22 protein-coding genes and 1 pseudogene are annotated in these 20,056 nt (G+C 40.9%); 16 read left to right on the forward strand and 7 right to left on the reverse strand.

What is annotated here, in order from left to right:
- Positions 1-113: 113 nt before the first annotated feature.
- Both M1D84_RS04035 and M1D84_RS04040 read left to right on the forward strand, forming a co-directional pair.
- Positions 114-443, forward strand: coding sequence for a YuzD family protein (locus tag M1D84_RS04035; protein WP_034282615.1), 330 nt, complete (start codon positions 114-116; stop codon positions 441-443).
- A 100-nt stretch (positions 444-543) separates the two neighbouring features.
- Positions 544-774, forward strand: a complete 231-nt coding sequence (locus tag M1D84_RS04040) for a hypothetical protein (RefSeq protein WP_044331179.1) — start codon at positions 544-546, stop codon at positions 772-774.
- Positions 775-824: 50 nt separating this feature from the next.
- On the opposite strand, the gene M1D84_RS04045 is transcribed toward M1D84_RS04040, so the two are convergent.
- Positions 825-1,892, reverse strand: a complete 1,068-nt coding sequence (locus tag M1D84_RS04045) for an NAD(P)/FAD-dependent oxidoreductase (protein WP_024423356.1) — start codon at positions 1,890-1,892, stop codon at positions 825-827.
- Positions 1,893-2,147: 255 nt separating this feature from the next.
- Between M1D84_RS04045 and M1D84_RS04050 the strand changes: the two genes are divergently transcribed.
- The 3 genes from M1D84_RS04050 (at position 2,148) to M1D84_RS04060 (ending at position 3,945) form a co-directional block, all read left to right on the forward strand.
- Positions 2,148-2,384, forward strand: coding sequence for a YuzB family protein (locus tag M1D84_RS04050; RefSeq protein ID WP_008346813.1), 237 nt, complete (start codon positions 2,148-2,150; stop codon positions 2,382-2,384).
- A gap of 270 nt (positions 2,385-2,654) precedes the next feature.
- Complete coding sequence (dapF, locus tag M1D84_RS04055) at positions 2,655-3,509, forward strand: diaminopimelate epimerase (RefSeq protein ID WP_024423355.1); 855 nt, start codon at positions 2,655-2,657, stop codon at positions 3,507-3,509.
- Between the two features lie 73 nt (positions 3,510-3,582).
- Positions 3,583-3,945 carry a HesB/IscA family protein gene (locus M1D84_RS04060; protein ID WP_024423354.1) on the forward strand — a complete coding sequence of 121 codons (363 nt, stop codon included), beginning with the start codon at positions 3,583-3,585 and terminating at the stop codon, positions 3,943-3,945.
- Positions 3,946-4,242: 297 nt separating this feature from the next.
- Here the strand turns inward: M1D84_RS04060 and M1D84_RS04065 are convergent, their stop codons facing one another.
- Positions 4,243-5,010 carry a MerR family transcriptional regulator gene (locus tag M1D84_RS04065; RefSeq protein WP_171464652.1) on the reverse strand — a complete coding sequence of 256 codons (768 nt, stop codon included), beginning with the start codon at positions 5,008-5,010 and terminating at the stop codon, positions 4,243-4,245.
- 238 nt (positions 5,011-5,248) lie between these two features.
- On the opposite strand from M1D84_RS04065, the gene M1D84_RS04070 reads away from it, so the two are divergent.
- Complete coding sequence (locus M1D84_RS04070) at positions 5,249-5,455, forward strand: hypothetical protein (RefSeq protein WP_024423352.1); 207 nt, start codon at positions 5,249-5,251, stop codon at positions 5,453-5,455.
- Positions 5,456-5,501: 46 nt separating this feature from the next.
- Here M1D84_RS04070 and yumC read toward each other — a convergent pair whose 3' ends face one another.
- Positions 5,502-6,500: a ferredoxin--NADP reductase 2 gene (gene yumC / locus M1D84_RS04075; RefSeq protein WP_024423351.1), complete on the reverse strand. Its 999-nt coding sequence runs from the start codon at positions 6,498-6,500 to the stop codon at positions 5,502-5,504.
- A gap of 391 nt (positions 6,501-6,891) precedes the next feature.
- On the opposite strand from yumC, the gene M1D84_RS04080 reads away from it, so the two are divergent.
- The 4 genes from M1D84_RS04080 (at position 6,892) to M1D84_RS04095 (ending at position 9,519) form a co-directional block, all read left to right on the forward strand.
- Positions 6,892-8,109 (forward strand): NAD(P)/FAD-dependent oxidoreductase, encoded by a 1,218-nt coding sequence (locus tag M1D84_RS04080; protein ID WP_024423350.1) that lies wholly within the window; start codon positions 6,892-6,894, stop codon positions 8,107-8,109.
- A 138-nt stretch (positions 8,110-8,247) separates the two neighbouring features.
- Complete coding sequence (locus M1D84_RS04085) at positions 8,248-8,373, forward strand: YuiA family protein (protein ID WP_157840088.1); 126 nt, start codon at positions 8,248-8,250, stop codon at positions 8,371-8,373.
- Between the two features lie 81 nt (positions 8,374-8,454).
- The gene (locus M1D84_RS04090) at positions 8,455-8,775 is read left to right on the forward strand and encodes a YuiB family protein (RefSeq protein ID WP_024423349.1); all 321 of its coding nucleotides are present in this window, start codon (positions 8,455-8,457) and stop codon (positions 8,773-8,775) included.
- Between the two features lie 99 nt (positions 8,776-8,874).
- Positions 8,875-9,519 (forward strand): 3D domain-containing protein, encoded by a 645-nt coding sequence (locus M1D84_RS04095; protein WP_024423348.1) that lies wholly within the window; start codon positions 8,875-8,877, stop codon positions 9,517-9,519.
- Between the two features lie 40 nt (positions 9,520-9,559).
- Here the strand turns inward: M1D84_RS04095 and M1D84_RS04100 are convergent, their stop codons facing one another.
- A complete protein-coding gene (locus M1D84_RS04100) occupies positions 9,560-10,036 on the reverse strand; it encodes a divergent PAP2 family protein (RefSeq protein ID WP_024423347.1) in 477 nt (158 codons plus the stop codon).
- A 323-nt stretch (positions 10,037-10,359) separates the two neighbouring features.
- Here M1D84_RS04100 and M1D84_RS04105 point away from each other — a divergent pair, with 323 nt between their 5' ends.
- The 3 genes from M1D84_RS04105 to M1D84_RS04115 all read left to right on the forward strand — a co-directional run bounded on the left by M1D84_RS04105 (position 10,360) and on the right by M1D84_RS04115 (position 14,456).
- Entirely contained in the window at positions 10,360-11,850 is a 1,491-nt protein-coding gene (locus M1D84_RS04105; protein ID WP_024423346.1) for a leucyl aminopeptidase, read from the forward strand.
- A gap of 341 nt (positions 11,851-12,191) precedes the next feature.
- Positions 12,192-13,520 (forward strand): Na+/H+ antiporter family protein, encoded by a 1,329-nt coding sequence (locus M1D84_RS04110; protein ID WP_254965678.1) that lies wholly within the window; start codon positions 12,192-12,194, stop codon positions 13,518-13,520.
- Positions 13,521-13,679: 159 nt separating this feature from the next.
- Positions 13,680-14,456: a sporulation protein gene (locus M1D84_RS04115; protein WP_103131562.1), complete on the forward strand. Its 777-nt coding sequence runs from the start codon at positions 13,680-13,682 to the stop codon at positions 14,454-14,456.
- 39 nt (positions 14,457-14,495) lie between these two features.
- Here the strand turns inward: M1D84_RS04115 and M1D84_RS04120 are convergent.
- From M1D84_RS04120 to M1D84_RS04130, 3 genes and pseudogenes are all read right to left on the reverse strand, one after another.
- Positions 14,496-15,093: pseudogene (locus M1D84_RS04120) on the reverse strand (biotin transporter BioY).
- A gap of 116 nt (positions 15,094-15,209) precedes the next feature.
- The gene (ald, locus tag M1D84_RS04125) at positions 15,210-16,346 is read right to left on the reverse strand and encodes an alanine dehydrogenase (protein WP_044335655.1); all 1,137 of its coding nucleotides are present in this window, start codon (positions 16,344-16,346) and stop codon (positions 15,210-15,212) included.
- A 110-nt stretch (positions 16,347-16,456) separates the two neighbouring features.
- Entirely contained in the window at positions 16,457-17,686 is a 1,230-nt protein-coding gene (locus tag M1D84_RS04130) for a PucR family transcriptional regulator (RefSeq protein ID WP_024423341.1), read from the reverse strand.
- Between the two features lie 406 nt (positions 17,687-18,092).
- Here M1D84_RS04130 and M1D84_RS04135 point away from each other — a divergent pair, with 406 nt between their 5' ends.
- The 3 genes from M1D84_RS04135 (at position 18,093) to essB (ending at position 20,049) form a co-directional block, all read left to right on the forward strand.
- Positions 18,093-18,386 carry a WXG100 family type VII secretion target gene (locus M1D84_RS04135; protein ID WP_003213769.1) on the forward strand — a complete coding sequence of 98 codons (294 nt, stop codon included), beginning with the start codon at positions 18,093-18,095 and terminating at the stop codon, positions 18,384-18,386.
- 95 nt (positions 18,387-18,481) lie between these two features.
- A complete protein-coding gene (locus M1D84_RS04140; protein ID WP_003213579.1) occupies positions 18,482-18,721 on the forward strand; it encodes an EsaB/YukD family protein in 240 nt (79 codons plus the stop codon).
- 14 nt (positions 18,722-18,735) lie between these two features.
- Positions 18,736-20,049, forward strand: coding sequence for a type VII secretion protein EssB (gene essB / locus M1D84_RS04145; protein WP_185853809.1), 1,314 nt, complete (start codon positions 18,736-18,738; stop codon positions 20,047-20,049).
- The last annotated feature ends 7 nt before the right edge of the window (positions 20,050-20,056 follow it).

The following is a 20,056-nucleotide window of genomic DNA, read 5'->3' on the forward strand; positions in this document are numbered from 1 at the left end:
TTCAAAGTTTCCTTCTCATTATAGCACAATCTCATCTTGAAACAAAAAGTGATTTTGACTTTTTTCATCCAGAAAATTCAGCTAAAATGAAGAAAGAATAGGGGGCTTGTCAAATGAACAAAACCGTCGATCTTTATGTATATGGAAGAGATGTCTTGTGCGCTAGCTGCGTGAATCTGCCTTCTTCAAAAGATACGTTTGAATGGTTAGATGCAGCATTAAAACGAAAATATCCGAATCAGCCATTTCGCATCACATATATTGATATTGAGCACCCGCCAGAAAACGAACAACAAAAGGAATTGTCTGAACGAATTCTTGATGATGAATTCTTTTATCCGCTTGTCTTAGTAGAGGATCAAATCGTTGGGGAAGGCAATCCAAAATTAAAAGACATTTATCAAGAAATGGAGAAATACGGGTACAAGGAGAGCAGTGAATAAGCTGTTCTTTTTTTTGAGAAATAAAACGAACAAACGTTCTTTTTTGTATTGAAAAGGAACGTTTGTTCGTTTATAATGAAATGAAAGGAGCGTGAGCATCATGAATTATTTACTGAAACAATCTCTTCAACAGCAAATACCTATTGAGATGATTTATATGAAGAAAAACGGAGAGTGCACGAAGAGAAAAATCACTGTCTACCGTGAGACGGATCAGTTTATCCAAGCGTATTGTTTATCGAAGAAAACGATGAGAACCTTTCGTAAAGACTGCATTCTTGCCCTTGCTCCGATCAAATGGACCAACTCATCGGCACATGCCGTTTCATAGAAAAAAGCTCCCTCGTCACGAAGGAGCTTTGAGAAAAAATTCACATAATTTTAGCCGTTGTGATGCTTGTACATCCAAAGCAGTCCAGATTTCAGAAGTCTTGGCACCCTGCCAACAAGCGGACGATCTGCCACTAAGCCAAATCCGGCTTTTTTCCCTAAAGAACCTAAAACACCTTTTAGCTTAAACTGTGGATAAGCCTCAGGAAGCGGCTCATTTTTCCAGCGTTTTTGCAGAGATTGGACAATTTGTTCTGCCTGCGCCTCAGCAAGCTGTGCACTTGGGGCATGCGGCAGACTTGCGCAGTCACCTACGACATATACATGCTCATCCCCTGGGAGATTGTGATGAGGAGTTAATACGACACGGCCTTGTGCGTCTTTTTCAACATCCATCTCTCGTACCACTTTACTTGGCTGTATTCCTGCTGTCCACACGATGACATCAGCTTCAATCGCGTCATCATGGTTATAAACAAGACCTTCTTCAACCTTTGTAATATTGGCACAGTTAATGATCTTTACGTCATTTTCTTCAAACCACTTTTGCACATACAAACTTAATCTTTTTGGGAAGCTTGATAGAATCAGCTCTCCGCGGTCAAAAAGAATAATGTTTAAATCAGCACGGCTTTCTCTTAATTCACTGGCCAGCTCTACCCCGCTAAGTCCAGCACCGACGATGCCAACCGTTGCACCTGCGCTCAAATTGTTTAATTTGTTATACGCATGTCTTGACTGATCAATGGTTTGAATGCTGTATGTATGTTCTTTCGCACCAGGGACATTATGATACTTGTCCTCACAGCCGAGTCCAATCACCGTATCATCATACGGAATCGGTTCACGGTCGCTGAATAAAATCTGTTTGTTTTCAATATCAATTTTTTCTACTTCCCCGTATTGAATATCCAGCTTCGGATGCTCTGGAAAAGATACTCGAATGTGATGATCAGAGATCGTTCCAGCAGCAAGTGCATAATATTCTGTTTTTAAACAGTGGTAAGGATTTCGATCAATTAATGTGATAGTGACATCATCAGGTAATTGATTTGGCAATAAGCGGTGGAGAACCCGCATATTCCCGTAACCTCCGCCGATCAAGACTAAATTTTTCATGACGATTCTCCTTTTCCCCGTAGACATTGAAAAACACTTATACTAAAAAACTTTAAGTTAAAATACCAAATAAAATTATATCGAATTTACTGTGAAACCACAATAATTGTTTCAAAATAACCTACATATTCATCAGTTAGTCCTAAATAGTAAAACATTTTATGAGGAATAGGCGTAACGATACAGATGAAGCTCATATTTTGACTAATGCAAGGAATTTCGGTAGGATGGTAAGGCAATGTGAGGTGAAGCACAGTGTTTCCACTGATCGAATTTTGTGTAAGTAATCTTGCACAAGGGTCTCAAGAAGCAAAAGAGAAGCTTGAAAAAGACCCAAACCTAGACGTAATGGAATACGGCTGTTTAAGCTATTGCGGCAAATGTATGGACTCCCCATTTGCACTTGTGAATGGAGAATTTGTTTCAGGAGAAAATGCAGAGCAGCTAGTCGAGCGTATTTATGCTTTTATAGAGGAAAACGACATGTTTTAAATGCACCACATGGGTCATGAGGTGCATTTTTTTCACATTTTCAGCTTCCATTTTTAAGGAGAATCAATAGAAAGCGCATCCAATATGTTATGCTAATAAAATATCATCAATATGAAATATCACACGAGAGAAAAAGAGGCATATGCATAATAAAAGCCCTTTGCCATGGCAGCAAAGAGCTTCTATGTATGAAAAACGGGGGATGATAAGATTGTCTCCTGAATCGACTCCTTTTATACTATAAAGAAACAACATTTTTGGAGGAAGCTCATGACATCATTTCAATTCACGAAAATGCACGGATTAGGAAATAATTATATTTACGTCAATCAGATGAAGGAACAGCTTCCAGAAGAGCAGCTATCAGAGATAGCGATTCGCGTTTCTTCTGTTTATACAGGAATCGGTTCTGACGGGATGATCCTGATTTGCCCATCAGATGTTGCACCTGTGAAGATGCGCATTTTCAACAATGATGGATCAGAGGGCAAAAACTGTGGTAATGGGCTGCGCTGCGTTGCAAAGTATGTGTATGAGCATCAAATTGTAACGGACACAACGTTCCAGATTGAGACATTGTCAGGACTCGTTGAAGCGACCGTTCACGCTCAGGATGGTCACGTTCAGCTAGTCACAGTAGATATGGGAAAACCACGTTTTGAAAAAGAAGCAATGCCGATGCTTGGTGAACCGGCTAGCACAACGGTTAATGAGCTGCTTGATTTTGGTACTGCGAAATTAAATGGAACGGCCGTTTCGATGGGAAACCCGCACATCGTTTTTTATTTAGAGGACATTGAAAAAGCGCCGCTTCATACACTTGGGCCGATCATCGAAAAACACGACATGTTCCCTGAAGGCGTCAATGTAGAATTTGTTGAAGTTGTCAGTGAAACAGAACTTCATTTTCGCGTGTGGGAAAGAGGTTCAGGAATTACCCAGGCTTGCGGAACTGGGGCCTGTGCTGCGGCTGTATCCACAATTGTGAATGGTCAGGCAAAAAAAGAAACAGACATGACCGTTCATTTAGCAGGCGGAGACCTCATCATTCGTTGGAAAGACAATGACCACGTGCTCATGACAGGACCTGCTGAAACGATTTGTGACGGCACATTTTATCTCTAAACCATTTATTTGAGAAAAGGCATCATCACGTTTATAATTGAAAAGAAACATCCAGTCAAAAGGAGGGATGATCATGAGTACACCAGTAACCATTACAGAAGCTGCTGCACTGCAGATTAAAGATATGATGAAAGAACATGAAGAAGAAAATGCGTTCCTTCGAGTGGGCGTAAAAGGCGGCGGCTGCAGCGGTCTCTCATACGGCATGGGCTTTGACCATGAAGTCTCAGAGAAAGACACGCAGTTCGAGCAGCACGGCATCAATGTCCTTGTCGATTCCGAAAGCCTTGATATCATGAACGGAACCATCATTGATTTCAAACAATCACTAATGGGTGGCGGTTTCACGATTGACAATCCGAACGCTATCGCGTCATGCGGATGCGGTTCTTCGTTCAGAACAGCAACGAATACCGGTACGCCGGAAGAGTGTTAAGGGTTAAAACGATTCATTCTGTAAAACCATTTGTATAATGAAGACCTCCTCATATTAATCATTTTCTTGAGGAGGTTTTTTGTGTTGTTTTTGAAGATGCATAAAAAGGACATGACTTCAATCACTCAGCACGTCCTCTTTATAAAGATATTTAATTAGAAAAAAGCTCGCAGTTTCTTAGTATTTCCTCTGTTCATCTTCCACATCTTTTCAAAAGGTTTCATCATGGTGTGTCGGAAAAAATGTTCTTTGTTGTGTTTCGTTGAGAATAACGTTTCGTATTAATCGATTGTATTCTTAATCATCATTTTCAAAGCTGTTCTCTCTTTTATGAAGAGTAGTAAAGACTTTCATCGCTTCGCTCATAAATGATGCCAATCCCTCACCATAACGATCTATATTCTTTGTGAAACGTTCATCTTGAATATAGAGTTGGCCTAAACCGTAAAAAGCATCAAGAGAGTAATAACGAAAGTTTTCGTTTAAAAAGTCGTACCATTGTTTGATGACGATTTGCACCTCTTTGGATTTAGGGGAATGGCTGCGAAGAGAGGCTAGTTTATTCAATATGCTATCCCAGCTATCAGATAATTCAATTTGTTCATCTTTAGACAAATGATTTAGTTTTGAGCTGACTTCATCAACAGCTTGATTTCCCCAACGGTGACGAGCTTCTTCTTCATATTGGCTAAAATTCATATTCATATTCTCAAACCTTTCTTTATAGGTGTATTGAGTTTCTCCCGTTAAATGCTGTAGCGTCTTATCAATATTTCCGATCATTTTATCGAGATTATTTCGTTTCTCTACTAACATTTTTCTTTGTAGCATAAATGCTTCTTTCTTATTAAATGAAGGATTGTGCATCATCTTTTGGATTTCCTTCAATGGAAATCCAAGTTCCCTGAAAAATAATATTTGCTGCAATGTTTCAAGGTTTTCTTCTGAATAGAGCCGATAACGATTATCTGTGACTTCACTTGGGGTCAATAAACCAATCTTGTCGTAATGATGAAGTGTACGAATGCTAATACCAAATAATTCAGCTACTTCTTTCACTTTCATTTCAATTCACCTCTCTTGATATCCACTATAAAATATGACGTTGCGTTAGGGTCAATCATCTTTTTAAAAATTTATATCATTGTTGATCTTGTTTGAAGCAGCGAATTCAAGGAGTTATGTTTTTTTCGCAAATCGCTCAATTTTGTTACAGCTGGCCCGAACAACTGGCTATTTCCATTCGAAAAGAGTATCATGAGAACCAAACATAAACTGTAGTCAGAAAAGAGGTTGCTGAGGTTTGAGTGAACAAATCAATTGCAGGAACTGTCATGAACTGATTCCGTATCGTTCCAAAACGTGTCCATCTTGCGGGATTGAGAAGCCGCTTCCGAAAAAGGAACGTGTGAAGGATCGGGTGATTTTGGTTGTGGCAGGAATTGTTGTGGTGCTGCTTGCTGCAATGGTGCTTGGAATGGCAAATGCCTATATTGGGGTTTTTAAATAAACGAAAAAGGAGTTCCACGAGTGGGAACTCCTTTTTTGATCCGATCTTATTTGTTTTCAAATAAGCTTGTGGAATGGAGAGGCTGTACACGGGCTTTCGGGTCCATGTAAGCTTTCGCATTGTTGACAGCAGTTGGTGCTTCACCAAATCCGCTTGCAATCAATTTGACTTTTCCTTCATACGTACAGATGTCTCCTGCCGCATAGAAGCCTTCAATGTTTGTTTCCATTGTAGATTTCACCACGATGGAGTTCTTTTCGATTTCAAGGCCCCATTGTTTGATTGGTCCAAGGGAGGAAACAAAACCGAAGTTGACGATCACGTCGTCCACATCAAGCACTTGTTTTTTGTCGCCTTTGACTTCTTCGAGCACGATTTGTTCAATGCGGTCTTCACCAATGAGCTCAGTTGGTACAAATGGTGTCAGTACATTGACTTTCGAGTTGTGCAGGTTTTCTACACTGTGCTCATGTGCGCGGAATTTATCGCGGCGGTGAATAATGGATACTTCTTTTGCGATTGGTTCAAGCATAAGTGCCCAGTCCACCGCAGAGTCTCCGCCCCCAAGAACGGCAACACGTCTGCCGGCAAATTGGTTCAAGTCATTAATGAAGTAATGCAAGTTGCTTCCTTCAAATGATTCTGCTGAATCAAGTTCAAGCTTTCTCGGTTGGAATGCACCGTTACCAGCTGTGATGATGATTGTTTTAGAATAATGAATCTCTTGATTTGTCACAAGTTTAAAGATCCCATCTGCTTGCTTTTCAACCGTTTCAACTGCCTGCTCTAAGCAAATGGTTTGATCAAATTTATCCATTTGTTCCTTTAAGTTATCAACTAATTCTTGTGCGCGGATTTTTGGAAATCCAGCCACATCATAAATATATTTTTCAGGGTAAAGAGCGGATAGTTGACCGCCGAGCTGAGGAAGGCTTTCAATGATTTTCACACTTGCCTGTCTCATGCCTCCGTAAAACGCAGTAAACAATCCAACTGGGCCGCCCCCGATAACGGTAATGTCATATACCTTAGAATCTTCTTGCATTCCTTTAATCCTCCCAAATGAAAATTGTTATCACTATATCATATCATACCACATATCGTCGTTTGACTTGTTTTGAAAAACTTGTCGTTTTTTGATGCCGAAGCTTTGAAAAGGAGGAAAAAGTGAGAAAGACCGTTTATCATAAGGATTTTCAGTTTAAAGCCTTGAAAATTGGAGCAGAACTCGCTATTATTGTTAAGGGAACTAAATATTAATTTTTTATGAATTTTTGTCGGATACGGTCAAATGCTTTCGTTTTATGTAGGTGAAAGTTCAGATTTTCACATACTTATTTTTTTGTTTAAATTTCATAAAATGCCGCAAAGCGGTTGAGAATAACGATATGTAATTCTTTATCCGTTTTACAGCAAATTTAAAAAAGGTGGATGTGATTCCAGTGAATAAACCGAAAATCGTTGTATTAGGTGCAGGTTATGGCGGATTAATGACTGTAACAAGATTAACAAAACAGCTTGGCACAAATGATGCGGACATTACTCTTGTGAACAAGCATAATTATCATTACGAAACAACATGGCTTCATGAAGCAAGTGCAGGTACTCTTCATCATGACCGCTGTCGTTATCAAATCAAAGATGTGATTAACAGTTCCCGTGTCAACTTTGTACAAGCAACAGTTGAAAGCATTGATAAGGAAGCGAAGAAAGTTGTGACATCAGATGGCGAACTTTCTTATGACTACCTTGTTGTTGCACTTGGTGCTGTTCCTGAAACATTTGGTATTGCAGGACTGAAAGAATACGCATTCTCAATCTCTAACATCAACTCTGCTCGTCAGCTTCGTGAGCACATTGAGCTTCAATTTGCGACGTATAATACGGATGCTGAAAAACGTCCAGAGCGTTTGACGATCGTTGTCGGCGGTGCAGGCTTCACAGGTATTGAGTTCCTTGGTGAGCTTGGAAACCGTGTGCCTGAGCTTTGCAAAGAGTATGACATTGATCAAAAAGACGTGCGTATCATCTGTGTAGAAGCTGCGCCAACAGCTCTTCCTGGATTCGATCCAGAATTGATCGACTATGCGATGAACTACCTTCAAGGTAAAGGTGTTGAGTTCAAAATCGGTACAGCGATCAAAGAATGTACGCCTGAGGGGATCATTGTTGGAAAAGACGATGATACAGAAGAAATCAAAGCTGCAACTGTTGTTTGGGCTGCAGGTGTACGCGGTAACCCAATCGTTGAAGAAGCTGGTTTTGAAAACATGCGCGGCCGCGTAAAAGTTTCTCCAGATCTTCGTGTACCAGAAAATGATGATGTCTTCATCATTGGTGACTGTTCATTGATTATCAATGAAGAAATCAACCGTCCATACCCACCAACTGCACAAATCGCTATGCAGCAAGGTGAAACAGTGGCGAAAAACCTTGCAGCACTAGTAAAAGGCGGTTCTCTTGAAAGCTTTAAGCCAGACATCAAAGGAACAGTTGCTTCTCTTGGTGAACACGACGCTGTAGGTGTTGCGTTTGGTAAAAAACTTCAAGGAACAAAAGCTTCTGCAATGAAGAAAATCATCGACAACCGTTCTTTATTCATGGTTGGCGGACCAGGACTTGTTCTGAAAAAAGGAAAATTCAAGTTCTTCTAAACCATCATAGACAAAAACGTGTATCCTCGTGATACACGTTTTTTTATAAGTTGTGGTGGTATATTTTCTCACTTGGTCATCGGCAGTAAAATATGTTATGATAAATTATCAGAAAATTTAGATTAAGGAGTGAGCAATATGAATGCACAAACAAAGGAAAAAACATCAACCTGTCAATATTGTTCAGGAAAAGGGTATTTTCAGCTATTGCTCGGCGGATCTGAAACGTGTGAGGAATGTAAAGGGACAGGAAAGAAGCGTTAATCGATCTGCTTTTTCCATTGATTGACTTCATCTCTATTTCCAAGTTAAACTAATGATGGGATATTTGGGGGTGGAGATGAAGTGATCAGTTTACCAGTCGTTATCATTTCAGTTATTTTATTTTTCGTGTTATTCTTCGGCATTGGCTTTTTGCTCAATATGCTGCTGAGAATGTCATGGATTATGGCTATTTTATATCCAATTGTATGCCTTTTCATTATTAACAATCAAAAGATGATCGCTTATGTAAGAGAGCCTGGCACTGCTTTTTCAGGAATAGGAGACCGGATTGTCTCACTCGCTGCGGCAGATATCATCATCTTATTAAGCGGCCTGATCGGTGCAATCACATCAGGTTTTGTCATTAATGCACTTCGAAAAAGAGGGTATCAAATGTTTTAACTCACTTGTGGACACGCAAGTGGGTTTTTTTGTTTCTCCTTTGCATAGTTTCCATTTTGTTTGGAAACAAATAGATGGGTAGAGGAGTGACAAATAGAGATGAAAACATGGATGAAACGATTGTTCATGACCGCCCTATTCATGCTTGCACTTTTGACAAGCTTTACGGGCATATCTGGAGTCGAACCAAGTGATTTAGCTGTTTGGGTGAAAAAAACCGATGCGGGCAAGCAAGTATCTTCTTTTTTTCAGCAGCAAAAAAGGGAAACGATCGCACTCAAAAGTGAAGATTCGCGGGCTGTTTCTCTCGAAGAAGCCTTTAATTGGAACGATTACCCGAAGCAGAAAGTTGTGGCAACCGGCTATACAGCAGGTGTGGAATCAACAGGCAAAACGAAGGAACATCATGCATATGGCATTACATATTCAGGCGTCAAAGTGAAACGTGATTTATACTCAACAGTGGCAGCCGACCCATCTGTTTTTCCGATTGGAACGGTGCTGTTTATCCCAAACTATGGCTACGGTGTGGTTGCAGATACCGGGAAAGCCATTAAAGGTCATAAGCTTGATTTATACTATGAAACCGTAGATGATGTGTATAGAGAATGGGGTAAAAAAGTGCTCGATGTGTATATCATCAAAAAGGGTGAAGGGACGTTAACGGAAAAAGACTTAAATCAGCTTAATGAAGCAGAATCGATGCAGGTATTCCGTCAGCAGTTTCAAGCCAATAAAGAATAAAAAAGCTTTGGGCCGTTTAAGGTCCAAAGCTTTTTCGCTTCTACATGAAGTAATAATCTAAGATGAGTGTCAGCAAGATCCCTGTTAAGCCGCCGAAGAAGACTTCAATCGGCTTATGACCAAGAAGCTCTTTTAATTTCTTTTGCTTTTCTTTTTCTTCCGCATTCGGGAAATTCTTTGCTTCGGAAACAAATCGGTTAAAATCTGTTACAAGCTTGTTGAGAACAGTCGCCTGTTCTCCTGCCTGTCTGCGAACGCCTGTCGCATCAAACATCGTAATAATGGCAAAGATGGCGGAAATGGCAAAGATAGATGTATCTAGCCCGTGCTCTAAAGCCACTGCTGTTGAGAGTGCTGTTACTGCTGCGGAGTGTGAACTTGGCATTCCGCCTGTGCTTGTAATGAGCGACCAATCTAGTCGTCTAGAAATGATAAATTGAATCGGTACTTTTACAAATTGAGCAAAAAAGATGGCTGCAAGGCTGGCAAGCAGCGGAAAATTCGTCAGTACGCTCATGAACAAGAAACATCCTCTCTTTAAGAAAAAATATCGTGCGAAATGGTGGACTAAAAATCCTAGTATGATGAAAAAATGATAGCAGTAAAAAAGCTGCCAAGTCCATGTTCATTATAACATTAAAGAAAGTAGATGTGGAACGAGGAGAATAAGGACAGGCTGCTCAGGTTTTCGCCGCTTTTTCATGATGCCCTTCCGCGTGTGAAAATATAAATGTTCATCAAGTGAAGACAGACTGGCAATGATCGTATAGGCACGCAAATTTTGATATAATAGAAGTTCCAATGTGAAAAATGGAGTTCATTAAGGAGCGTGTGATAAATATGTTTTTCTCGACAAATGAATTGCAGCATAAAGATACACTGGCGATCGGACTTTTTCAAAAGAGTCAATTATCAGGAAAAGCAAAAGAAATGGATGAATTACTCGAAGGAAGAATCACTGAATTATTAAAAGAAGGCGACATTTCATCCAAACGAAATCAGCTTTCGAAATTTTTCCCATCCCCTGAAACAGGCATCAAACGCATTTATTTTGTCGGGCTTGGGAAGGAATCAGATTACACGTTTGAAGAGGCAAAAGAAGTGTTTGCCCATTTATTCAAAAAGCTTCATCAAGATAAAAAGCAAGCGGTTTCTGTCTTGCTGGATACGTTTATTGGAAAGGATCTGCCTGCTCAAGATGCAGCCCATGCCCTTTCTGAAAGCTGCCTTTTAGCTACATATGAATTACAGGATTTTAAACATAAAACAAATGAACCGGATCGTTTTATCGAGTTTGTTTATGCAACGACAGAGCATGATCAAGCTGAAATTCAGGCGAGTTTGAAAGTCGGCGAAGTGTACGGACAGTCAGTCAATTCGGCCCGTACCCTTGTGAATATGCCGCCGAACATGCTCACATCCTCTGATCTGGCTTCGTATGCGGCAGAGCTTGCATATAAATATGAATTTGAGATTGAAATTTTAGATAAAGAACAAATGGAAGAGCTCGGAATGGGCGGTATTTTAGCCGTCAATAGAGGCTCAACAGAACCGCCAAAACTCATCGTATTGAAATATCAAGGCAAGGAAGAATGGACAGACGTCATCGGCCTTGTCGGTAAAGGCATCACGTATGATACCGGCGGCTATTCTTTAAAGCCAAGAGCGAGTATGGTTGGCATGAAAACAGATATGGGCGGCTCAGCCTCTGTTCTAGGCGCAATGGAAATCATCGGCGAACTTCGCCCAGAGCAAAATGTCATTGCGGTCATCGCCTCAACCGATAATATGATCTCGGCAGACGCTATGAAGCCAGACGACGTGATTGTGTCACTAAGCGGTAAAACAATCGAAGTGCTCAATACGGATGCAGAAGGCCGTCTTGTTTTAGCAGATGGGGTGACATATGCGAAGCAGCATGGTGCCTCTGTCCTTGTAGATGTGGCCACATTAACAGGCGGTGTCATTGTGGCGCTTGGAAATGAGACAACAGGCGCGATGACCAATAACGATGAGCTGTACGCTCAGTTTAAAGAAGCATCAGAAGAATGCGGTGAAATGATCTGGCAGCTGCCAATCACGGAAAAAGATAAGAAACGAGTACGAAACAGCAAAATGGCGGATCTCAATAACTCACCAGGCCGTGATGGTCATGCGATCATGGCAGGTGCTTTCATTGGCGAATTCGCAGAGGAGACGCCTTGGGTTCACTTAGATATTGCAGGAACTGCAACAACAGAAAAACCTTCATGCTTTGGACCAACAGGGGCAACAGGTGTGATGGTGAGATCACTCGCAACATTTGTGGAACGATTTGAAGGAACAAAATAAAGGAGAAGGCTCTGCCAAGTGGCAGGGCTTCAGATTGTTGACAAAGAGCTAAAATGAACTTTATTTTAGCTCTTTGTCTTTTTCTTTTCAGCGTGATAGAAAACCTTTGAAGTCTAGGAAGGACGAGTACTGGAGCGGAGCGAATTTGACATTCGTGAGCACCAGCACGCAGGACTGACAAAGAATGCGAGGGTTTGTCTACACGCTGGGCTCTGCCAAGTGGCAGAGCTTTTTTATGTAGGACATACGCCATTTGACGAAGTTTTTTTTCTATGGTAACATACGTTGGTACTTTAATTATCTACTACATTAGTAAACTAAAGGATTTCGGGGGTTTCACCATGAATGCAGTTGTTTTAGCGGTTGTTTTAATGTTGATATTAAGCTTGCTGCGGGTCAATGTCGTGATTGCGCTGGCAATAGGCGCTTTAGCTGGCGGACTTGCAGGTGGATTAGGCTTGGGAGGAACAGTGGACGCCTTTACGGACGGACTCGGAGGAAATGCAACAGTGGCGATTAGTTATGCGTTATTAGGAGCATTTGCTGCGGCACTGACGAAAACAGGTCTGCCAGATGCTATGGTTGAAGGAGCAGTGAAGCTTCTAGGAAAAGAAGGCGATTCAAGACGGAAAACACTATCAAAAGTGCTCATCGTTCTTGTCATTTTGATCGTGTCTTGTTTTTCACAGAACGTCGTTCCTGTTCATATTGCCTTTATCCCAGTCTTAATTCCGCCGTTATTAAAGGTGTTTAACGAGCTTCAGATTGACCGCAGACTGCTAGCGTGTGTCATGACCTTCGGACTCACTGCACCATATATATTACTTCCAGTCGGTTTTGGACAGATTTTCCACGGAATGCTTCGTGACAATATGAAGGAAGCGGGTCTGACCGTAAACTTAGCAGATATTCCATATGCCATGCTGATTCCTGTTGCGGGTATGGTTCTTGGATTGATCGTTTCCATTTTTGTGTATCGAAAGCCGAGAGTATATGAGGATCGTGAAATTACAGATGTAGAAAAATCGGCTTATACGAAAAAAAGCTTATTCTTTGCCGGTCTTGCTATTCTCGTTTCGTTGATTGTCCAGCTTTATTTATCGCAAAGCCTTGGTGTGGAAGGAATGATCTTCGGTGCACTCTCAGGACTGCTTGTCTTGTTTGTGACTGGAATGATGAAACGCGATGAAGCAGATGAACTGATTACATCTGGAATGAATATGATGGCCTTTATCGGTTTTGTCATGCTTGTTGCGGCTGGGTTTGCCAACGTTTTAACAAAAACAGGAGACATTGAATCTCTTGTCAAAGCATCTTCCCAATTTATCGGAAACAGCCAGAGTCTTGCGGCGATTTTAATGCTGCTCGTTGGCCTGGTTGTGACAATGGGGATCGGATCATCATTTGCTACGATTCCAATTATTACAACCATTTTTGTTCCACTTTGCTTACACTTAGGATTTAGTCCAATGGCTACTATTGCCATTATTGGCTCTGCTGCGGCTGTTGGAGATGCAGGTTCACCTGCAAGTGACAGTACGCTTGGACCAACATCTGGATTGAATATGGATGGACAGCATCACCACATTTGGGGAACTTGTGTCCCGACTTTTATCTATTATAATATTCCGCTTGTTCTGTTCGGCTGGCTGGCGGCGATTATTCTGTAAAATGAAAAGCTTGTAGAGAAAACCATGATGTTTTTTCTATAAGCTTTTTTGTTGTTCGTAGATGAAAAAATAATTAGGACAAAAGTATGAATTAAATGAATCTTTCTTCCTCTATCTTACGTATATATGCTGATAAAAATGAAAAGGGGAAGATGGGACATGTCATTTTTTAAAAAGCTAGCGGCAAGTGCAGGAATTGGTGCGGCAAAAGTAGATACCATTTTAGAGAAAAACGCTTATTATCCAGGACAAGAAGTAACGGGAACTGTTCATGTAAAGGGCGGGAAAGTCGCTCAGGACATCCGCTATATCAATGTCAAGATTGAAACACAGTATGTGATTGTGAAAGATGATGAAGAGCATAGAAAATATGCGAACATCTATACTTTAAGGGTGACGGATTCTTTTACCATCCAGCCTGGAGAAAAGCATGAATTTCCGTTTTCATTTATTCTTCCTATCGATACCCCGATGACGATCGGAAAAGTAGAAATTGCAGTAATGACAGACCTTGATATCCAAGGTGGAATCGATAAATCTGACTATGACCGTATTTTCGTTGAAGCACATCCTTGGGTGAAAAATGTGCTGGAAGCCACTAGAAATCTAGGTTTTCACCTGAACGAAGCAGACTGTGAGCAAGCACCTTACTTTCAGCGGCGCCTGCCATTCGTCCAAGAATTCGAGTTCATTCCGACATCAGACTACTATCGCTATATGCTTGATGAGTTAGAGCTGATTTTTCTGATAGATGAAGGCGGATTAGACATTGTTTTCGAAGTCGACCGTAGAGCAAGAGGCCTGAGAGGCTGGCTTGAGGAGATGTATAATGATGGAGAACAGCTTGTACGCTACCGCTTCAGTCCATCAGATCTTGAAGATGTAGAAGTGCTTGAAGGAATGCTAGAAGAAATCATAGATCAATACGCTGAGTAATGATGAAAAAAGAGCCTGAATGAAGACAGGCTCTTTTTTCTATGATACAGCTTCTTGTTTTCGAAAGGATGTGGCTTTGGAAACAGAGCGATAAATTTTAGGTGCCAGCATCGCAAGTAATATAGTCAATGCGTAGTCTTTTACCATAAACCAGATCATAAAGAACCATGTGGTTTGATAGGAAATCGGTGCATTGAGCCATACATTTAATGCGAGGTATGTATAGGTGGTTCCGATCACATACATCACGGTCGTACCAGCAATGGCTGCAAGCAAAAAGCGACCAAAGCCAGGATTTTTTCTTTTCTCTAGAATGAATCCAGCAAGCCAGGCAGCAGGGATGTACGATAGTACAAAGCCGCCGCTTTTCCCTAAAATGACCCCAAAGCCCGCAGAGAACTGGGCGAATACAGGTGCACCAGCAATTCCAACCAAGGCATAGACAATCATAGCTAATGCGCCAAGCCGTCTGCCGAGTAAGAGACCAGCAAGCACACAAAAAAAACGGCTGCATCGTAAGTGGAATTCCGCTGACCTGTAAAAATGGCACAATGGATGTGATATTGGCTCCGATAGCCATGAGTGCAGCAAACATTCCCACTAGCACAAAGTCAGCAGTTCTTGTCTTCTTTTGCATGATGTTTCCCCCTGTCTTATCTGTACAAATAGATTAAGGGGAAGAAGGATTTTTGTCAACTTGTTTTTATTTTAGGTTAACAATAAAACCCGCCCATCAATAGGGCGGGTAGCTGATTAAGCTTCGGTCATAAAAGAGGCATCGCTGGCTTTGCTGACAGGTACGTAATCATAGCCGAGATCACGAGCGACCGCTTCGTACGTGATATGTCCGTTCATCACATTGACACCTTCTGCGATGGCATTGTTTTCTCTAATAGCTTTTGCAGCACCTTTATTCGCAATTTGCAGCGCATATGGAACAGTGACGTTCGTTAACGCAACAGTTGATGTCCGCGGAACGGCACCTGGCATGTTGGCGACAGCATAATGTAAAATGCCGTGTTTTTCATAAGTAGGCTGATCATGGGTTGTGATATGATCAATGGTTTCGACAATGCCGCCTTGATCAATCGCTACATCCACAATGACAGAACCAGGCTTCATTTGTTTCACCATTTCTTCTGTCACAAGCGTTGGTGCTTTGGCACCAGGAATCAGCACAGCACAAATAAGAAGGTCTGCCTCACTGACTGAATCTGCAATGTTGACAGGATTGGACATTAACGTTTTCATTTGATGGCCAAATTGGTCGTCCAGCTGACGCAGGCGTTCTGCGTTTACATCAATCAGGGTGACATCTGCGCCAAGTCCGATCGCCATTTTCGCTGCGTTTGTTCCAACAACACCGCCCCCAATAATGGTGACCTTTCCTCTTGATACCCCTGGTACACCTGCAAGTAAAATACCCTTTCCGCCTTTTGGCTTTTCTAAAAATTGAGCCCCAATTTGAGCGGCCATTCTGCCTGCTACTTCAGACATTGGTGTGAGAAGAGGGAGTGTTTTTCCGTCCGTTACTGTTTCGTAAGCAATGGCTGTAACGCCTTTTTGTTTTAATGCTTCAGCCAAGGAGGGCTCTGCGGCTAGATGCAGGTACGTAAATAAGATGAGTCCTTCTCTGAAATAAGGATATTCCTCAGGTAATGGTTCTTTTACTTTCATGATCATATCAGAAGATGCCCATACATCTTTCGCCTGATCAAGAATCTCTGCACCAACAGATACATAATCGTCATCAGTGAATCCGCTTCCAAAACCAGCGTTTGTTTCAATTAAAATCTGATGTCCAGCTGAAAGCAATTGAGAAGCTGCTCCTGGTGTTAAAGCCACTCGGTTTTCATTGTTCTTAATTTCTTTCGGAATGCCGATGATCATGTTTATTCCTCCTATGCTTATCTATTGATATTGTATGTCTAGTGTATCCGGAAAGTTTAGAAAATTCTTCGGTTGAAATAAAAAATAAAAAAACGCCTCTTTGTGAAATTTCACAAATGGACGTTTTTTAGTTTCATATCAAGGTAGATGGTCATTTTCTCATTCATGTTTTTTAAATCAATTTCTGCGATGTCTGTAATCCGTTTTAATCGATAATTTAAGGTATTGATGTGGATGTTTAATTGCTTTGCGGCAATATTGGCATTGCTGTCACAGTCAATAAACCGCTCAAGGGTTTCGACAAGGTTGGAATGATGCCTCAGGTCGTAATCCTCCAGCTTTGATAAAGAGTAACTGGAGTAAGAAGAGCCCTTTCGCTTCTCAGCAAGCACATCAAGATATTGATAAATGCCTAGTTCAGAAAAGCTGTTTAAACGTTCTGTTTCAACTGGAAAGCGTTCTTTCGTCTTTAATACAGCCAGTGCTTCTTTATAGGAAGGCTGAATTTGAGAGATGTTATCGTAAATTCCTCCAATTGCTGCCTGAACATGCTGAATATGATACCGGTCCGCAAGCTGCTGCAGCATGCCGCTTGTGAATTGCTTAATATCTTGAAGCGGATGTTCTGTTTTTGGTGAGACAAGAATAATGAATTCGTGAAAATCAACAGTCGTTAACAGTACCTGTACTTGCTGTGTTGTTTCAAGCAGATAGGACAGCTTTTTTTCTGTTTCCTCTGTGAGTTCGTCACGAAGACGGAAGATGATGATGGCATATGTGTCTGGACATCTGATGCCAAGCCTTAAAAATAGGTCAAGCATCTCATCCTTTTCATGAATATGACCTGTGAGCATCTTCCAGAAAAGCTCCTGATTACGTTCTTCTGTTTTCGTTTTTCGAATTTGTAAATTGAGTAATTTGTTTTTCACGGCATGCGCTGCCATTTTGAGAAGGTCCATTTCTTCTTCTGAAAAAGGCTGTGCGGATTCAATCGCCCAAATAAATCCGAGCACTTCTTTGTCCTTCCAGATCGAAATGGCGACCCTGCTAGATAAACCCACCTCTGCAATTTGAGGGACACGAAGCGGTTCGTCTGTTTTAAGGAGTGTAGGAATGATGCCGTCCTTCCAAAGCCGATTAATGACTTTTTCCGGTACCCGGCGGGAGATAATGGTTGAAGTTCTGGCGGGATCAGTAAAATCATTGTGTGTGCTATATGCCAATAATCGATGATGAGTATCTTCTATAGTAATAGGGCAATTGAGCACATCACTAATTTGGTCTGCCACATCCTCTAAACGATCAAGACTATACTTAAACGGATCTGTCTTTTTTGTCATAAAAAACCCCTGCTTTTTCGAATATTTCACGTACTTACATTATGAAGAGAATGAGGTACGTAAATCAACAAAAAACTGCCATAAACTTAAAAAAACAAAAAGTGTGAGAAGCAAGCAAATGGATGTTGAAGCATGTTGAAAAAGAAATAGTACAATAATAACGTAGTAAAAAATCAATAGGCGGAAAGATCCACCGAAGCAGGTGGATACTTATTATGAATATATGACCAAAAAACTGTTAAATACTAGATAAAAAGCGAAAAAACAGTAATTCTATAGACTCATTTTGTAAAATAAAAACAGATTTGTTTGACTGTGTATCATTTCTGTTTTTATAATAATAACGTCAAAAAATAAGTGGATTAGCCCATTATATGGCGGCTATGCACGGGAGGTAATGAGGAATATGTCAGGAATTATTCGCGTAACCCCAGAAGAACTAAGAGCGACCGCTAAGCAATATGGTGTTGAAAGTCAAGAAGTGTTAAACCAAGTTGATCGTCTAAATAGAATGATCTCTGATTTAAAAGGAATGTGGGAAGGTGCTTCTAGTGAAGCATTTGCTGATCAATACGAACAGCTTAAGCCTTCATTTATCAAAATGTCTGATCTATTAACAGATGTCAGCAATCAGCTTGATCAAACGGCAAATACACTTGAAAGCACTGACCAAGACATCGCAAGCCAAATCCGCGGCTAATCAAAGGGATTTCCTTTCTAAGTGTGAAAAGCAGAAACAGCGCCGAGTCTGTCAATGGATGCCGGCGCTCTTTCTATTTTGTGAGGTGGAAATTTGTGTATATCGATATTACCATCGACTTAAAAAATTATGATGGCAGTGTGTTTGATTTGAGACTATCAAATTATTTACATATTAAACAAGTCATCCATATCGCCTGGCAGGCAAAACAAATCTCACTTCCAAAGCGAGAAGGCGGATGGGTGCGGGTAGTCAATAAGAAAGCTGTGTTTTCAGGCGAATATAAGCTGTCAGACTGTGGAATTACCACAGGAGACAGGCTGGAAATACTATGAAAGGACTTTTGTAAATGGCAGATAAAAAGAGTTCCTATTTAGAAGAACAATTAGAAGCAGTCATGAAAAAAGAGGGAGGCACCTATACCTTTATTTTTCAAAAAGAGACGATTAAACTCTTAGACGGTTTAGAAGCGGCACCGATCAAAGACATCAATCCTTCATTTCAGAAAGAGATTCAATTAACTGAAGATGAGGTCATCATTTCTATACAACCGCCTCCTGCCTATCAGGAATTTCGTTTCATCCATGCAAAGGATGAAAAAAGCAAATGGATTTTTTCATACCAGCTTGTCGATGCAGTTCTTACACACGACGTGAAGCGGCTGCATCCTATTGTTTCTCCTGAAAACATTGTTTTTCATCAAGGCTTAGCTCCTGCATTTTTGCATTATGGAGTCAAAGAAAGCATCCCGCCATATGAAACCGATGAGCATCGCCTGTTAAAAGAGGTCAAGGCTGTCGTTCTTCGAGTGGTTGACCATGAATATCAATTTCAAGAATATGTGGCTTACAATGAAACGTTGAAATTATCTGAGCTGGCAAAAGAAATTAGTGAAACGAAGTCGCTGGAAGAATTGTCAACTTTGATTGAGCAAAAGATCAAAGCAATCGATGCGAAAGAAAAAACGCTCTTAACCATTCCTAAAAAGAAATGGAAGATCGAGCGATACATTGGACTAGGTCTACTTGTCCTGTTAATCCCTGCATTGGTGTACACCATTTACACCTTCTTTTTTGCCATGCCAAAACAAGAAGCATACGTCGAGGCAAACAAATATTATCTCAACAAGCAGTACAGTCAAGTGGTGGATACGTTAGAGAAGTATCCAGCCAATCAAATGCCAGTCTCTCTTCAATATGAACTGGCCATTTCGTATGTACAAACGAACCAAGGCAGTTTGTTGCTTGATCAGCATAAAAAAGAAATCACAGAAACGTACACATTACAGACAGATCCGCAATACTTCCTATTCTGGATTCATATTGGACAAGGCAATAGCAAGGAAGCACTTGATATTGCACGGGTGCTTGGAGACGACAGGTACATATTTACGGCACTCGTCGCCTATCGCAATGAAATTCAAAACGATGACAGCCTTTCTGCTGAAGAAAAACAAAAACAGCTAGATCCGATCATTAAGGAAATGGCGAAATATGAAGAAAAAGAAACAACCGAGACAAGCACAAGTGACTCCTCAGACGCAAGCCAAACAGATGAAACAGCTGAACAAAAAGAGCAGTCAAAAGCCGATCAAGAGAAAAAAGAGAAAGAATCTGAAGCGAAAAAGAAAACCTCTCAGACGAAAAAAGATGAGAAAAAATAATTCTTTC

Source organism: Bacillus sp. PK5-006 (assembly GCF_054161415.1).

Excerpts from the sequence above, each read along its gene's own strand:
- M1D84_RS04035 (WP_034282615.1), top strand. The coding sequence starts at position 114 with ATGAACAAAACCGTCGATCTTTATGTATATGGAAGAGATGTCTTGTGC.
- M1D84_RS04040 (WP_044331179.1), top strand. The coding sequence starts at position 544 with ATGAATTATTTACTGAAACAATCTCTTCAACAGCAAATACCTATTGAG.
- M1D84_RS04045 (WP_024423356.1), bottom strand. The coding sequence starts at position 1,892 with ATGAAAAATTTAGTCTTGATCGGCGGAGGTTACGGGAATATGCGGGTT.
- dapF (WP_024423355.1), top strand. The coding sequence starts at position 2,655 with ATGACATCATTTCAATTCACGAAAATGCACGGATTAGGAAATAATTAT.
- M1D84_RS04060 (WP_024423354.1), top strand. The coding sequence starts at position 3,583 with ATGAGTACACCAGTAACCATTACAGAAGCTGCTGCACTGCAGATTAAA.
- M1D84_RS04065 (WP_171464652.1), bottom strand. The coding sequence starts at position 5,010 with ATGAAAGTGAAAGAAGTAGCTGAATTATTTGGTATTAGCATTCGTACA.
- yumC (WP_024423351.1), bottom strand. The coding sequence starts at position 6,500 with ATGCAAGAAGATTCTAAGGTATATGACATTACCGTTATCGGGGGCGGC.
- M1D84_RS04085 (WP_157840088.1), top strand. The coding sequence starts at position 8,248 with ATGAATGCACAAACAAAGGAAAAAACATCAACCTGTCAATATTGTTCA.
- M1D84_RS04095 (WP_024423348.1), top strand. The coding sequence starts at position 8,875 with ATGAAAACATGGATGAAACGATTGTTCATGACCGCCCTATTCATGCTT.
- M1D84_RS04100 (WP_024423347.1), bottom strand. The coding sequence starts at position 10,036 with ATGAGCGTACTGACGAATTTTCCGCTGCTTGCCAGCCTTGCAGCCATC.
- M1D84_RS04105 (WP_024423346.1), top strand. The coding sequence starts at position 10,360 with ATGTTTTTCTCGACAAATGAATTGCAGCATAAAGATACACTGGCGATC.
- M1D84_RS04110 (WP_254965678.1), top strand. The coding sequence starts at position 12,192 with ATGAATGCAGTTGTTTTAGCGGTTGTTTTAATGTTGATATTAAGCTTG.
- M1D84_RS04115 (WP_103131562.1), top strand. The coding sequence starts at position 13,680 with ATGTCATTTTTTAAAAAGCTAGCGGCAAGTGCAGGAATTGGTGCGGCA.
- ald (WP_044335655.1), bottom strand. The coding sequence starts at position 16,346 with ATGATCATCGGCATTCCGAAAGAAATTAAGAACAATGAAAACCGAGTG.
- M1D84_RS04130 (WP_024423341.1), bottom strand. The coding sequence starts at position 17,686 with ATGACAAAAAAGACAGATCCGTTTAAGTATAGTCTTGATCGTTTAGAG.
- M1D84_RS04135 (WP_003213769.1), top strand. The coding sequence starts at position 18,093 with ATGTCAGGAATTATTCGCGTAACCCCAGAAGAACTAAGAGCGACCGCT.
- essB (WP_185853809.1), top strand. The coding sequence starts at position 18,736 with ATGGCAGATAAAAAGAGTTCCTATTTAGAAGAACAATTAGAAGCAGTC.